Consider the following 15,090-nt stretch of genomic DNA (forward strand, 5'->3'; position numbering starts at 1 on the left):
CGATCGTTATGCTAAGATTGCAATCAACCAAAGTGCAACCAAAATGCAACCAAAATGCCCAACATAACTATTAAGAATATCCCTGAAAATCTTTTACAAAAAATTAAAGAAAGTTCTGTTAATAACCGTCGAAGTATGAACGCAGAAATCATTTTTCGACTAGAGCAAGGATTAGTTGAAAACAAACGTAAAAAACTGAGCTTAGATAAAATACGCTCTTTGAGAGCTACTACACAACAGCATTTCCTGACAGAAGTAGAGTTGACCAAAATTAAAGATGAGGGTAGAGCGTGATTGTCGCAGACACCAATCTGATTGCCTACTTATTTATTGAGGGAGAATTTACTCTTCAAGCAGAATCGATCTATCAATTTGATCCTGACTGGGTTGCCCCGTATCTTTGGCGTTCTGAGTTTCGCAATATATTGACTCTTTATCTAAGAAAAAAAATTTTATCTTTAGCAGAAAGTAGAGCGATCGCCGATTTGGCAGAAGATCTTCTTTTAAATAACGAATTCGAGCTAAATTCAGATGCTATTTTAGATTTAGCTTTTTTTAGCTCTTTGTCAGCCTATGACTGTGAATATGTAGTGTTAGCTCAAAAACTAGGAATTAAGCTGATAACTAACGATAAAAAAATACTCCGCCTCTTTCCCGATCTGACTATCAACCTAGCAACATTTGAAAAGCGCGAAAATTAAAGGTTTTTTATGATTGTTCCCAAACCGAAATTGATTTTTAGCGATCGCAACCCAGATTAAAGCAGGAGGTAAAAAGCGATCGCTCTGTGTACTGTGATGGAAAATGCGATCGACCCTAAAACAAAATACTGGTGCGAAAACTTTTCCGATAAATTTAGACATTGCTTTACCAGAAAACACATGTGCGATCTCATTGTGATTTATGATTACAAACTAAAAAAACTATCCCTAAATTTACCAATGCCAATATTTTTGTTAAATGATTGATGACTTTAGTTTAGATAAATTACCTTCAATAAACCTTTTAAATAGAGATAAATTACCGCAAAGAGCAGGTATCTATTTTGCTGTTGATGACAAAAAGCGATTGTTATATGTTGGAAAAGCACAAAATCTTTATAAAAGATGGTTGAATCATCATAGATTCGCTCAGCTAGAGAAAATTAATAAAAAAAATACCATTATGCTGAAATGGTACGAATGTGAAAACAAAGAAGAAATTCTTACTTCACTAGAAAATTATTTTATCGAGACTTATTTTCCTGAACTCAATCAAACAAAAGTTGAATTAAAGCGAATAATTCCTGCCGAAATAACTTTAAGGGAAACATTAGTTAAAATATCTAAATATGTGATTATTTGTGGTTATGAAGAAAATAGTATTATTTTTGGATTGCCAACAGTATTTTTGAAATATGATTCACTTTCTTATAATCCCGCAAGAATTCTCAGAAGAATATTCAACGCCGATAGTAAAAAAGGCTATTTGAAATGGAGTTATTATAGCAGAAGGCAAACTACTCCTATTTGGCAAACCAAATGCAATGGAATAGCTATAGTAATAGGTTGTGACATGAATATTAATTATTATATTCAGCATGGACAAATTACAACCTTAGCTGGGATTTCGTTATTAAGTCTTGCAGAAGAAAACTATCAGCAGTGCATTTTGGAGCGAGATTGGTCGCAATCTTATCATCCGAATATAGAAGCATATGATAAAGATCCGATTTCTCTATTGTGGTCAAAAAACTTAACATTTAATCAACTTGACGCAAAAACTATTAAAAAATTTAATCAAAAAAGAACCGAATCAAAAATAGGAAAAGGTAGAGTTAGAGGTAAACAAATAGAAGTCTACTGTGAAGCTATTGGTAGAGGAAAATTTGCAATAAAAGCTTATCAAGAAGCAATAGATTGGTTTGGTGGTTGTGAAATATTGGGATTAGAAAAAGCTGATTATACATCCTCAAAAATCAACTCTGCTCCCAAGTGGTTTAAATCTCATAAGATCACAGTGAGAATTTTAGAAGAAAGTAGCTACAGATCATTATCCGCTCCAATTAGTGCAGCAAATCATGCCGAATTAGAACAAAGACTAGAGCAGATAAGACAAATTAGCCCTTGGCATCAAAAAATTAAGTTTAAACCGTAGAGAAATCTCCAATTATTTTTTTATTGTAAGGTCGCCCTGCGAGAAGACTTTGCGATCGCTTTTCTCATAACATTACAATTACGATTGGCATGAGAAGTAACTGAGCAATAAGAACTGCTTCTACCATAGCAATTACCATTACTTCCGTGGCACTACCAGAGAAATCTAAAGAACATTCAATTGCGATCGCAAACTAAAGCTCAGTACTTAACTAAAACTCCAGGCTGCTTTTGAATTGGTAAAACATCTAAAATATCAGTCTGAGAACAGTAATCAAGATCTTCATCTCCATTAAGTTTTAATAGCCTTTGTCCATGGCTACACTGACGAAAAACATTTAAGAGATTGTCTTTCCACTGTTCATAAAGAGCGATCGCACCAATCACCTCATCATTCCCAAATAGGTCGAGCAAAGACGTATCACTTTGCTGTAAAATCGACTGGGCGATCGCTCCTGCACAAGCTGTATCTTCTACGGAATAGTCTCCTTCCCAACCTGAACCGATAATCCACACGGTTTCTGGTTGAGTTTCTAGTAAATAATTAACTGCTGCTCGGCGATTGATCTGCGCTGCGGTGATTACTTGGGGTGAATGTTCGACTCGTTGCAGAGCGCGAGTCCCATTAGTTGTAGTTAGAAATAATCGTTTATCTTTGACTACGGAAGGTTTACAGGCGAGGGGAGAATTGCCCATCTCAAAGCCTTCTACCGTCATACCACCTCTTTCTCCTGCTCGCAAACGCTTATCCGCAGACCACGATTCCGCTTGACGCATCAGTTCTTCTATGTTACTAAATGTTTGAACAGCCTCAGCGCCAGCATCAAGAGCAGTGGCAATGGTGGTGGTTGCTCTTAAAACGTCAATAACTACCGCACAATCAGGTAGTCTATCTGTCGGAGTTCTCTCAGGAGTATGATAAACAAATAATTTCACGCTGGCACAAGTAAATAATTAAATACAGTCAAATACAGTCATCAAAACTTACGCAATTATACGTTATTTATCTAACCTAGATATTATTTACCGCAAAGAAGAATAACTTTGCAGTCTAAACACTCAAAGTAATGCTTGTTACTCTCCTTTAAGTCTAATTTAGCAATCTCATTTACCCTCAGAAGCGAAATTATGGAAAGCAGCGATTGTCACACCAACCCAAAACTGAGCTTGAGTTTACGCCAGTTATCGCGACTAAACCGATTGACTAATTTGCTCCTGATGGCATCGATTATTACTTTGTCCTGTAGTATTGTCCTGCAAGCCAATCCAATCATGGCACAAGAGATTGCTCAATCTCCTTCTTTAGATAAAAATAACAATACTATTTATGTCGATCCTCAAGGCGGTGATGATAATCGACTAGGTAAAAAAACATCTCCCCTGCAAACCATTACTCAAGCATTAAAAGTAGCTGCTGCTGGCAGTACGATTCAGTTAGCCAGTGGGACATATAGCGAAGCAACAGGAGAAACCTTTCCCCTGGTACTTGATAATCAGATTGTTCTCCAAGGCGATCCCCAAAATCAAGGATACAAAACAATTATTCAAGGAGATGGTTACTTCCTCAGTCCTACAGGTGCAGGACAAAATGTAGCGATCGCTGCACTCAAAGATGCAGGCGGAATCACTGGTATTACTGTCACCAACAATCACTCTAGGGGACACGGTATTTGGGTTGAATCTGCTAGTCCCCAAATAGTCAGCAATACCTTAACCCGCAATGGTAATACAGGCGTTTCTGTTAACGGTCAAAGTTCTCCATTAATCGAAAATAATTATTTTTACAACAATTTGGGTAACGGGTTACTAGTCTACGGTGATTCTCAACCTGAAGTAATTAAAAATACCTTTGAAGAAACAGGGTTTGGTATTAGCTTAGTGCAACATGCTGCTGCTAAGATTAGCGAAAATCTCTTTGATGGCAATCGCATTGGGATTATTTTGGAAGGTAGTTCCCAAGGAATTTTGCGCCAGAACGAAATTATTAATTCTGGTGAAGCTGGCTTAATGGCGATCGCTGAATCTCGCGTCGATCTTGGCACTGATGATGAACCTGGTAACAATGTCTTTCGCAGCAATAGAAAGTTAGATATTCAAAACGCTACTAGTAGCGAAATTGTGGCAGTAGGCACAGAAGTTCAAGGAGAAACCCAAGGGGACATTAATTTTGTTCAAGGAACATCTGTTGTAAGTAATGTAAGTAACGATAATTCCTTGAAGGATTTAGCACCTTTACCTCCTCTACCTCCTCGCCGAGATCTGCCACCGCCTGTAGCTCAACCTGCAACCCCCACATCAATAGAACCCGCGCCAGCCGATTTACCGGCACCGCCACCTGTAATAGCCAGCAGCACTAGTGACATTAATACAGATAACAATAATAAAGAGTTAGTATTTAGATCTTCCTCAGATTCTCTAGAAACTGCCGAGCCAGAAAATTCCCATGTCTTACCCGTACCATCCCCACCGACTATTAGCAGCTCTTCTAGCACAGCTCAAGTTAAATACAAAGTCTTAGTAGAAGTCTTAGATGATGAAGAAGCAGATGAAGTGCGATCGCTTTATCCTGAAGCTTTTGAAACCATTTTAGGCGGGGAATCTTGGCTACAGGTAGGTGCTTTTAGTAATCGGGATAAAGCCAAACGAGCAGAACAAAACTTGGTCGATCTGGGTTTAGCAACTTATCTTTTAGAATAGATGTCTAAACAGAGGTAGATGCTTTGTCCTCATCAACTCTGATAATCAATTAATTACTGGAAAAACAATGACCACAATTGTTAAGCACCGTCGCACAGGTAACGAATATATTTTGTTAGGCATTAATGGTGAGACAAACAAAGCTAATCCATCTCGCTTTATTAGTGAGCTGTTTAATCAGGAAAAGTCAGAAGTATCTTGTTCAGCAACAGTTTGTGATGTTCAGGGCAATATTTTTCTTGCTTATATTGATGATCTGGTGGTAACTGAGATAGACGGGGTTAAACCCGCCGAAATTCTGCCTGAAGCTACTTTTGAAGCCGTAAATGATAGTTCGCGATCGCGCAGCGGAGGCGGAGCCTCATCGCCAAATTCTAAAGGATTTGCACCTCCAGGCGCGCCTGTGGAGGTTGTCCAATCACCAGTTACTGAGTTTGATGAGGAGGATTTTGACGAGGAAGATTTTGAGGATGAAGATGAAGATGAACTCGATCTAGAAAGTTCTGAACCAACTGTAGCAAAGGTTTCTGTAGATGTTGTTAATAGTCTAGATGCAGCAGATCGCGATCGTATTAATGATGATGAAGATTGGATCTAAATCTTGCCACCCGATCTTAAGCTCTCAGGTATTTAATTTGTTGATTGAGATTGACGCGGTGACGGGGTGATATCAAGTCCGCTTGATTACTTCTTATAAGATCTTTGCGCCTTTGCGTCTTTGCGCGAGTTTTGATTGGGATTGTCTAAACGGACTTCATATGATGAGAAGAGAGGGAGAAAGTTTAAAAAAATAAGCATCTAAATATATAGATGCTTGCTCAATAGACTATCGAAACTGTTTTAAGAAATAATATATAAGAAATAATATATTTTCAAACCAATAAAATTAACTATATCTAATCTAAATTAGTAGGCTTTCATGCCACTTGATGTTCTAACATTGCACCTAACTGTTCGATCCCTTTATGTAAATGTCTAGTAACAGTCATGGGACTAATGCCAATATGTTTAGCAGCTTCTTTACGGGGTAGATCCCAAAGAAATACACATTCGATCGCCGCTTTGGTTTTATCTTCTAATTGGTTCATGGCTCTTTGTAGCTGAAGCTTATCATCTTCTAGTTTACGTTGTTTCATATAGTTTGGATCGGCGATCGTGTCACCAAAAGTAATTGATGAATCCAACGAATTATTAACTACTGCATCTAAACTAATTGGCAGACGATTTTGCAAGGCTAGCTGACACTCACTCCATTCTGCTAAAGGAATACCCAAACCAGCAGCTAATTCAGTATCTTTAGGTAAACGTCCTAGTTGTTCAATTAAATCTTTACGTAGTTTTTTACCTCTAGCATAAAGTTCTTGCCACCTGCGGGGAATCCGCATCATGCTACCTTTATCTCTTAAATAGTGCAGCATTTCACCACGAATATAAGGAATCGCAAAAGAACTAAATGCTGCTCCCTGCAAAGGATCGAATCTTTCGATCGCTCTAATCAAACCTAAATAACCAATTTGTTCTAAATCTTCATAAGGTTCAGCACATTTACGACAGATTTGATGTGCTACTTTTCTAACTAAACCTATATTTAACTCAACTAATTTATTACGTAATTTTAGAGAAGGATGGCGATGGTAATTTTGCAGCAATTCCATGCAGCGATAACTAAGAGTTTGTGTAGCCATAACAAAAAGTTTTTGGGATCAACAATCTATGTATATGAATCTAAATCTCATTTTCTGTTGAGAATAGAAACAATACCATCGTTGTTTTACGGAAAAAACTTAATTAAAATTTTGTATTCTCCGAACAAATACGTATTTTACGTTTGGCTATCTCTTAATTTTATTAGTTAATAAAGTGCTTATTTTAATCTAATTAAATGTAGCTTTTAACAAGTATAATTCTTTACTCAACTAAGAGTTGTGACTTTGAGTATTTAATCTTCTTCTTAGTAAAAATGCTTAGATTAATGATGATTTTATTAAAAAGCAAACAATAAGAATTAATAGCTTAATTAAAATAAAAATAGGAAGAGAAATTTCTCTTCCTGTACTGTAAAAAATATTTGGATTTAGATTGAGTTATAAAGTTATAGTTTGTTCAATTCGTCAGCAAGAATCTCAATAGTTGAACGAATTTGCGCTTCAGTATGATTGCAGGTAATAAAAAATCTTAACCTAGCAGCATTTTGCGGTACGGAAGGATAAATCATAAACGGCACGTTAATTCCTCTTTTAAACAAATTTTGCGATAGCTGAATTGATTTAAGAGAGTCCCCGACAATAATTGGGATTACAGGAGAATCTTGGCTCATGCCAGTATCTAAACCCTGTTCTTGAGCTAAGTCTAAAAATAATTTTGCTCTAGCTTGAAGGGTAGTTGCTCTGGCTGGCTCGGCTTTTAGCACCCGCACCGCTGCTAGAGTTGCAGCAGCATTAGGAGGAGACATACCAACACTAAACACGAAACCTGGGGCAGTATATTTAAGATATTCTACTAGAGCAGATGAACCTGCAATATAGCCACCACAGCTAGCAAAAGACTTACTCAGAGTTCCCATCCACAAATCGATATCATTAGGATCGAGATTGTAGTATTCGCTGATACCTCTACCAGTCTTGCCGATCGTGCCAATAGAATGAGCCTCATCTACCATTAGAAAGGTCTTATACTTCTGTTTAACTTTAACTACGGCAGGCAGGTTAGCCACATCACCATCAGTGCTGTAAACCCCTTCAATGACGATTAAGACTCTTTGATAACGATGACGGCGATCGCTGAGGATTTTTTCTAAAGCTTCGACATCATTGTGCGGAAAGGCAACTAAGCTAGCTCCAGAGAGAAAACACCCCTGAAGAATACTGTTATGACTCAGTGCGTCATAGATAACTAGATCTCCTTTGCCGAACAAATGACCAATAGTAGTGACGTTAGTTGCATGACCACCAACTAAAACAATACTCTCTTCTACACCTATAAAATCAGCCAGTTCTCGCTCCAGTTCTCTATGTAAAGGTTTTTCCCCAGAGATTAAGCGACTGGCACAGGCAGAAGTTCCGTATCGATCGATCGCCTCCTTGGCAGCCTGAGTCACCTGGGGATCGCCACACATACCGATGTAATTATAGGTAGCAAAATTAATTAGTTCACGACCATCAATGGTAGTGCGATCGTTAACTATTCCCTCTTGAGGAACAAAAAAGGGATTACCATTACCTAAGCTAGCAACCTGTTCTTGTTGAGCTAATAATTTTTTATATTCGGGAAATTCGTTAAATTGATAATTTTCTAAAGGTATATTAGAGATAAAATCTGAGCTATGACTGGGTAAAGCTTGAAGTTCTAAAGTATCAGCCTGGTTGTCAGATAAGTTTCCCTTAGCTAAATATTGAGCTAGAGTTTCAATGTTCTGATAGTCCCATAACAGGGTAGGAGGCAGACGGCAACTAAGATAATCTTCCAAATCTCCCGATAGGTTGATTGCTTCGGCCGATTCCAAACCGTATTCCTCAAAATCTTGTCCGACATCAATTTGATTTGGTTCAATCTCCAGCACTTCTGCTAGCTTATCAATGAGCCAACCCTGTATTGCTTCAGCTTTTGTCGCAGTACTTAAAACGCTAGATTGAGCGTTATTATTAGCAGAAACATTGGTGCTGTCTTTGCCATTTAAAGTTTCGTTGAATAGTGTCATTGTATACTCCTGCACCACTAAATTAAGAATTCACTGAGGAGAATTCTCTTCCCCATCGAGAAAAGAAATCCTGCGGGTCATTAAATCTGTTGGTCTAGCCGACACCTTCGAGACCATAATCGCTCACGATGGTTATTTTGCCATGAACCCCCACTAAAATACCAGGGTATTCAGCAGGGGTTAGTTTTAGTTGCTTATTTGGCAATCTTAAGATAATGGCGACCTCCCTTCCTGTTATAAATAAACAAATCTACTGAATAATAGATCGAATTTATAACAAACTTGGGGAGATCGCCAGTAATTCCTGAAAATATCTGCTAACTTTAGCTAGCTACATACTCTCTAACGTAGTTTCTACGTCTTCTCAATTGAGCTAAAGCCTGATGCTCTAACTGACGTACACGCTCGCGACTAATGCTCATTCTCTGACCAATTTTTGCCAGAGAAAGCTCATTCCCATCATCCAAACCAAAGCGTAAAGCAATGACTTCTTGTTGCTGAGGGGATAAATCTGCCATCAGACTATATAAGTCTTGGCGCAATAGCTGCTGAGTTGCATAGTGATCGGGAGAAATCCCATCATCTTCCAATAATTCAGATAATTCAGTGTCTTGGTTTTCCCCTACTCGAACATCTAAAGAGATCGGCTGACGAGCAATACTAAGATATTCACGAATCTGTTCTGGCTTAAGCTCTAATTCTTGAGCAATTTCAGCTACTTCTGCACTACGTCCGAGCTTTTGGGCTAGCTCTCGCTGAGTTTTCTTAATTTTGTTCAGCTTTTCCGTAATGTGGATGGGTAGGCGGATGGTACGAGCTTGTTGAGCGATCGCTCTTGTGATCGCCTGGCGAATCCACCAGTAGGCATAGGTGGAAAACTTATATCCTCTGGTGGGGTCAAATTTTTCCACACCTCTTTCTAAACCAAGACTACCTTCTTGAATCAGATCGAGAAATTCCATATTGCGCTTTTGATATTTTTTGGCGATCGCCACTACTAAACGCAGGTTTGCCTCGATCATCTTTCGCTTGGCTCTTTCACCTTGTTTAATGATCCTGTTAAGTTCAATTTCACTCAGTTGGACATTGGCTGCCCACTCCTTCAGGCTGAGTTCGCTTCCTAACTCTTCTTTTTCAGCTAACAGGGTCATCATTTTCTGCACTTGCTTCCCATAAACAATTTCTTGCTCGTGGGTTAATAAAGGTACTCGCCCAATTTCGTGCAAATAGTTTCTCACCATATCTGCTGAATAGTTTCCTTTGGTTGTTTTGGCAATTTTAGCTTTAGGCATTTGTACAGTTATGACTCCTTATGAACTTCAAAAGTCAGCGATACTTCTAAATCAATTAATTTGAATCCGACTAGTAAGTTTAGACGCGGAGGTGACAATAAAGGTTCAACTCGATCTAACCAAAATATTTAGTAAAAGTTAAATAACTTATTCCTGATATTTTTAAGCTGTCTAATATATTGAATGTGACAGTATTGCTACTATTCTTATATAATGCCTAGAAAATATCGATCTATCTACTTATTTTTGAGGTGGATTGCCGAACTTTAGAAGTAGTGTTTAAGGTAATTTAATCACTCTGGAATGAGTGGCAGAGGTTTTAGCTGCACAATTCTATTTCAGTCAATATTAATTTTTTCACTCGCTCATCAATCAGGGCTATTTCGTTCTAACTGTAGTGAACCAAGAAATAAATTTCTTGGCTTAAAATTAAAGTCCGTTTAAACGGACTTAATCTACTTAGACAGAGAATTTATTCTCTGGATATATAAGAATGAAATAGCCCTGCTCAATCAATGCTTAGAATCACAGTTTCTAATAGTGAATAAAGCTAGACTCAAAGCCTAAATGAATTATGATAATTTTTCTAGGCTAATAAATATCTATGCGTTTTTTTAACCAAATTAATTTACAAACTCCAGAAAGCGTTGAACTTGAGTTCACTTTAGCGGGAATTGGCAATCGTTCTTTTGCCCTAATAATTGACTATATAATTTTTGGTTTGACAATTTTACTAGTTTGGTCGCTTAGTGCTTTTTTGGCTTTCCAGCTAGTTCCTAATTTAATTGGCAATGGATTTTCAGATCGTTTAGCACAGTGGATCTGGGCAATTCAGTCAATGACTACCTTTGCGATCTACGTGGGCTACTTTGTAGTTTTAGAAACTTTGTGGCAAGGACAAACTCCAGGTAAAAAATGGACAAAAATTAGAGTTATTCGCGATAATGGCAAGCCAGAAAGACTACCTCAAGCAATTTTGCGAGCCTTACTGCGACCAGTAGACGATATGTTATTTATTGGTGTATTTTTTATTATTTTTACTCCACAAGAAAAGCGTCTGGGGGATATGTTAGCAGGAACAATTGTCGTTCAGGAAGAAGCAGCAAAACTAACAGTTGAGATTTCTACTGAGGCTGAAGATTTAGCAGTTCAACTGAGAATGGAAGCCGAAATTGACAATTTACTTCCAGAAGACTTCGCCACCATCCGCGATTTTCTCCAACGACGCAAAAACATTATGTTGGAATATCAACACCAACTTAGTCGTAAATTAGCCGAACAGGTTCGGGAAATTATTCTGTTAGATAATGTACCAGAAGGTTATAGTAACAGTCAGTTTTTAGAGGCTACTTATTTAGCTTATCAGCAGGACAAGATATAGCAGTCCTATTTGATTCATGAAACTACATTGATTGGTTTTTAGGTAGTCCTAAAGGATAAGCTCCGCAAATGCCGTGGCACATTGTACCCTTGTCCTAAAGGATAAGCTTCGCAAATGGTATACCGCTTCGCATATAGGTAGTAAGTAGTAGGTAGTAGGTAGTAGAAATTTCTCATTTCATTTAGGATTGCGATAATCTCTTAACAAGTCTATAAAAAAGAACTTACCCTTTCCTGAGCCTGACCATATAACTTGTCGGCAATTCTAAATATTTCTTGCCCAGTATGAAGATACTGATCGTTATAGTTCATGGTAAACCACTGTAATTCTTTGATCCCGTCGCCAATGTGATTGAGGGAGTAATAAAGATTGCTAGCAACCCCCGCTAATTGAGCAGGATTTGGCTGAGATGATAACTTTTGCTGTGCCTGTTGCCAATATTCATTACAGGTATCTAAATAGGCTTCAAAATCTGACATCAAACTATCATCAAACGGATCCGCTGATAAATTATCTATTTCAGACTCCAGAGGCTTAAGAATTTTACTGATTAAACGATGAATTGGGAAATAAACTTCTTGCAACCACTGTTGGTAGCTAATTTGTGGAGGTGCATAGGCGCGCTGCTGCTGATATTGCCTTTGGGCAGCAGCATTTCTAGCCTGTCGGTTTACCCAAAAATCGCTGGTCTGTCCTAGCTGTTGTTGACGGTCATATAAGCGTCTACTTTTGCTATTGCCCAAAATTTCGTAGGCAGCATTAAGAGCAACGATGCGATCGCAATTTTGCGCTTCTGGTTGACTGTCGGGATGAAACTGCTTGGCTAAACGTCGATATGACTGTTTGATTTCTTGCTGAGTAGCTTGGGAATTAACTTGGAGAACTTGATAGTGATTCACGACTAGACATTGATGGAAGTAGGCGGGTCTTAAAAATTTGGGCAGAAGATTAGTGCAAATAAATAAACTAACAAATTAATTAAAGACAGATTCAGCCAAATCGGCAAATAACGGCGTACTTAGATAACGCTCTCCAAAGCTAGGTTGAATCATCACAATTAGCTTATTTTTATTTCCTGGTCTTTGTGCCACCTTAACTGCTGCTGCCAGGGCTGCACCTGTAGAAATGCCTGATAGCAAGCCTTCTTCACGGGCTAAACGACGACCATAATGGATCGCCTCATCATCAGTAACGGTAATAACTTCGTCAATTAAATCTACTTTTAACACCTCTGGAACAAAGCCCGCACCAATGCCCTGAATTTTGTGAGATCCAGGTTGACCGCCAGAAAGAACAGGACTACTGATCGGTTCAACGGCAATTACCTGTAGTTCAGGCTTGTATCTTTTTAATACTTCTGCTACACCTGTAATTGTTCCTCCAGTACCAACTCCTGCCACAATCACATCTACTTGCCCTTCTGTGTCTGCCCAGATTTCTTCGGCAGTGGTGCTTTTATGAATTTCAGGATTAGCAGGGTTGTTAAACTGCTGTAGCATATAAGCATCAGGCAAACTATCGGTAATTTCTTGGGCTTTTCTAATACACCCACCCATTCCTTCGCTGCCAGGAGTCAACTCTAGCTGCGCACCATAAGCTTTTAACATCGCTCGTCGCTCTTTGCTCATAGTTTCTGGCATAGTCAGAATTAGCTTGTATCCTTTGGCAGCAGAAGCCATAGCGAGGGCGATTCCCGTATTGCCCGATGTTGGTTCAACCAAAATAGTTTTGCCTGGAGTAATTGCCCCCTCAGCTTCGGCAGCATTAATCATATTTACTCCAATACGATCTTTCACAGAGGCAGCAGGATTCATGCCTTCTAGCTTGACAATGATTTTGGCTAAACATCTTTCAGCTTGAGGAATGCGATTGAGCTGAACTAGAGGAGTCTTACCTACTAGTTCAGTGACATTTTTGGCAATTTTCATAAGATCCAAATTTTAGATAGCGTATCTTTATTGTGCTTGTTTATTGCCTGCTGTATCTAGCAATTTTTCAATAGTTCATAATTTTCTGGTTTGTTTCCTGTAGTGATTTTAGAAACAGATCAGAGAATAGTTATTAATGTAGCTTACAGCGAATTTTAGTTGGATAGAACCCATTACCCATTACCCATTACCCATTACTTCAATAAATTAATGTGTCTACTCAATTGAAAACTGCTGTAAGTTGTCAAATCTGAAACGATTGCCCACAAAAACTATCCGCCCCCACAAGCTAATAACAGAGTTACTGCTTATGGGGGCGGTCTAGAGGGTCTCTTAGTCGAAACCTAACTGCTGGAAGGATCTCCAACAATGTCTACCTAGTTGCTTCTAAAAGAAGCTCAAGATGCGACTGTTTAAAGAACAGCCCCAGCGCACAGCTGGCTATCATCAACTAGGAGACCCATGTTAGTACTATGTTCTGTCATGGGCATCACCTCCTGTATCCCTAAATGGTTAGTTTGATACTTATGTATCTACTGATTAATATAACGAAGTTTTATAGTTTCGGCAAGATTGGATAAATCTCCGAGCAAAAGATGTACTGACACCCCAATGTAGATGCAAATAAGAAGCGTGAACTTGTTTAACATTCCAGCCTTCAGTTGATGGCACACTGGATTGATGAACTCCCTGTAATTGCCATTGAGGAGACTGAGGAGCAATGATTAATCGAGAACGATGAAATTCATGTCCCATAGTCGTTTGTTGCGCTGTCACCATAGGACTATCTTGTAAAGCGATCGCCTGACGATAGCCCAAAGTTAATTTAGCCTGCATAGTTACCGTACTGGGAATAATTCCTACCATCGACCAGGTTTTTTGCTGAAGATCGATCAATTGTTCGCAGAGATACATTAAGCCTCCACATTCAGCGTAAGTCGGTAGATCGGCCTCAATGAGTAGTTTAAGCTGTTGCAAGACACTTTTATTTGCTGCTAGCTGTTGAGCAAATACTTCGGGAAAACCACCACCGAAATATAGTCCTTGAATGCGATCGGGAAGATTGCGATCTTGAAGAGGACTCCAAAATACTAACTCCGCTCCCAATTGGGTCAAAAGATCTAAATTATCCTGATAGTAAAAATTAAAGGCTCGATCTCTAGCAACAGCAATTCTCACGGTAGCAGATTGTTTTTGCTTAATACTTTGCTCCTGGTCAGAACAAGGCATTGTCTCGCTCCTATCCGATCTTTGACTAATTAGGGGTAGCAAGTGATGCCAATTAAATGATGTTTTAGCTAAATCAGCCAGTTGTGCAAAGATATGACTAAGATTAGCTAGTTCACTAGAGGGAACTAAACCAAGATGGCGATCGGGAATAGCTACTACTGAATTGCGCCTCAAAACTCCTAAGATTGGCAGATTAATACTTTTTAACGCTGTTTCCAATAGTTCCAAATGGCGATCGCTCGCTACCTGATTCAGAATTACGCCGACAATATTTACCTGGGGATCTAAGTTGGCATAACCATAGGCGATCGCTGCTACGGAAGTCGATAAACTAGCACAATCGATCACCAATAATACAGGTAGATTTAAAATTCTGGCGATATGAGCGGTGCTGCCATAATCATTGCGCAATTCTGGTTGTTCGGGATGATAAATACCGTCAAACAATCCCATCACCCCTTCTACAACAACCCATTCAGCATTTTGACTATGACGCTTAAAGCAATCTTTGACATAACTAGGAGAAGTCAACACAGGGTCTAGGTTACGACAGGGTAAGCCAGTTACAGCCGTGTGAAACATCGGGTCAATATAGTCTGGCCCGACTTTAAAAGATTGAACTTGCCTGTTTTGTGCTGCTAGATAAGCCAGTATACCTAGGGTGACAGTCGTTTTACCGACTCCAGAGCGATCGCCTGCAATGATTAAACCCATTTCATCTATCTCTATA

General features: G+C 38.8%; 13 protein-coding genes. 6 read left to right on the top strand and 7 right to left on the bottom strand.

Annotated features, from left to right (window positions below):
• Nucleotides 1–54 precede the first annotated feature (54 nt).
• The 3 genes from KME09_14045 (at nt 55) to KME09_14055 (ending at nt 2,136) form a co-directional block, all read left to right on the top strand.
• Nucleotides 55–294: an Arc family DNA-binding protein gene (locus KME09_14045; protein MBW4535053.1), complete on the top strand. Its 240-nt coding sequence runs from the start codon at nt 55–57 to the stop codon at nt 292–294.
• Complete coding sequence (locus KME09_14050) at nt 291–701, top strand: type II toxin-antitoxin system VapC family toxin (GenBank protein ID MBW4535054.1); 411 nt, start codon at nt 291–293, stop codon at nt 699–701. Before KME09_14045 ends, KME09_14050 begins: the two co-directional genes overlap by 4 nt.
• 259 nt (nt 702–960) lie before the next feature.
• Nucleotides 961–2,136, top strand: coding sequence for a GIY-YIG nuclease family protein (locus KME09_14055; GenBank protein ID MBW4535055.1), 1,176 nt, complete (start codon nt 961–963; stop codon nt 2,134–2,136).
• 200 nt (nt 2,137–2,336) lie between these two features.
• On the opposite strand, the gene KME09_14060 is transcribed toward KME09_14055, so the two are convergent.
• A complete protein-coding gene (locus tag KME09_14060; GenBank protein MBW4535056.1) occupies nt 2,337–3,071 on the bottom strand; it encodes a 2-phosphosulfolactate phosphatase family protein in 735 nt (244 codons plus the stop codon).
• Nucleotides 3,072–3,263: 192 nt separating this feature from the next.
• Here KME09_14060 and KME09_14065 point away from each other — a divergent pair, with 192 nt between their 5' ends.
• Both KME09_14065 and KME09_14070 read left to right on the top strand, forming a co-directional pair.
• Nucleotides 3,264–4,832: a DUF1565 domain-containing protein gene (locus tag KME09_14065; GenBank protein MBW4535057.1), complete on the top strand. Its 1,569-nt coding sequence runs from the start codon at nt 3,264–3,266 to the stop codon at nt 4,830–4,832.
• Between the two features lie 67 nt (nt 4,833–4,899).
• Nucleotides 4,900–5,430, top strand: coding sequence for a hypothetical protein (locus KME09_14070; protein ID MBW4535058.1), 531 nt, complete (start codon nt 4,900–4,902; stop codon nt 5,428–5,430).
• Nucleotides 5,431–5,749: 319 nt separating this feature from the next.
• Here KME09_14070 and KME09_14075 read toward each other — a convergent pair whose 3' ends face one another.
• The 3 genes from KME09_14075 to KME09_14085 form a co-directional block, all read right to left on the bottom strand.
• On the bottom strand, nt 5,750–6,517 hold the full coding sequence (locus KME09_14075; protein ID MBW4535059.1) for an RNA polymerase sigma factor SigF: 768 nt from the start codon (nt 6,515–6,517) through the stop codon (nt 5,750–5,752).
• Nucleotides 6,518–6,924: 407 nt separating this feature from the next.
• On the bottom strand, nt 6,925–8,529 hold the full coding sequence (locus KME09_14080) for an aminotransferase class I/II-fold pyridoxal phosphate-dependent enzyme (protein MBW4535060.1): 1,605 nt from the start codon (nt 8,527–8,529) through the stop codon (nt 6,925–6,927).
• Between the two features lie 323 nt (nt 8,530–8,852).
• Nucleotides 8,853–9,821, bottom strand: coding sequence for an RNA polymerase sigma factor, RpoD/SigA family (locus KME09_14085; protein ID MBW4535061.1), 969 nt, complete (start codon nt 9,819–9,821; stop codon nt 8,853–8,855).
• A gap of 604 nt (nt 9,822–10,425) precedes the next feature.
• Here KME09_14085 and KME09_14090 point away from each other — a divergent pair.
• Nucleotides 10,426–11,202, top strand: a complete 777-nt coding sequence (locus tag KME09_14090) for an RDD family protein (protein ID MBW4535062.1) — start codon at nt 10,426–10,428, stop codon at nt 11,200–11,202.
• Between the two features lie 209 nt (nt 11,203–11,411).
• Here KME09_14090 and KME09_14095 read toward each other — a convergent pair whose 3' ends face one another.
• The 3 genes from KME09_14095 to KME09_14105 all read right to left on the bottom strand — a co-directional run bounded on the left by KME09_14095 (nt 11,412) and on the right by KME09_14105 (nt 15,074).
• Nucleotides 11,412–12,101: a J domain-containing protein gene (locus KME09_14095; protein MBW4535063.1), complete on the bottom strand. Its 690-nt coding sequence runs from the start codon at nt 12,099–12,101 to the stop codon at nt 11,412–11,414.
• A gap of 75 nt (nt 12,102–12,176) precedes the next feature.
• Complete coding sequence (gene cysK / locus KME09_14100) at nt 12,177–13,130, bottom strand: cysteine synthase A (GenBank protein ID MBW4535064.1); 954 nt, start codon at nt 13,128–13,130, stop codon at nt 12,177–12,179.
• A 540-nt stretch (nt 13,131–13,670) separates the two neighbouring features.
• Complete coding sequence (locus KME09_14105; protein MBW4535065.1) at nt 13,671–15,074, bottom strand: cobyrinate a,c-diamide synthase; 1,404 nt, start codon at nt 15,072–15,074, stop codon at nt 13,671–13,673.
• Nucleotides 15,075–15,090 lie beyond the last annotated feature (16 nt).

This window comes from Pleurocapsa minor HA4230-MV1, assembly GCA_019359095.1.
GTDB classification, from domain to species: domain Bacteria; phylum Cyanobacteriota; class Cyanobacteriia; order Cyanobacteriales; family Xenococcaceae; genus Waterburya; species Waterburya minor.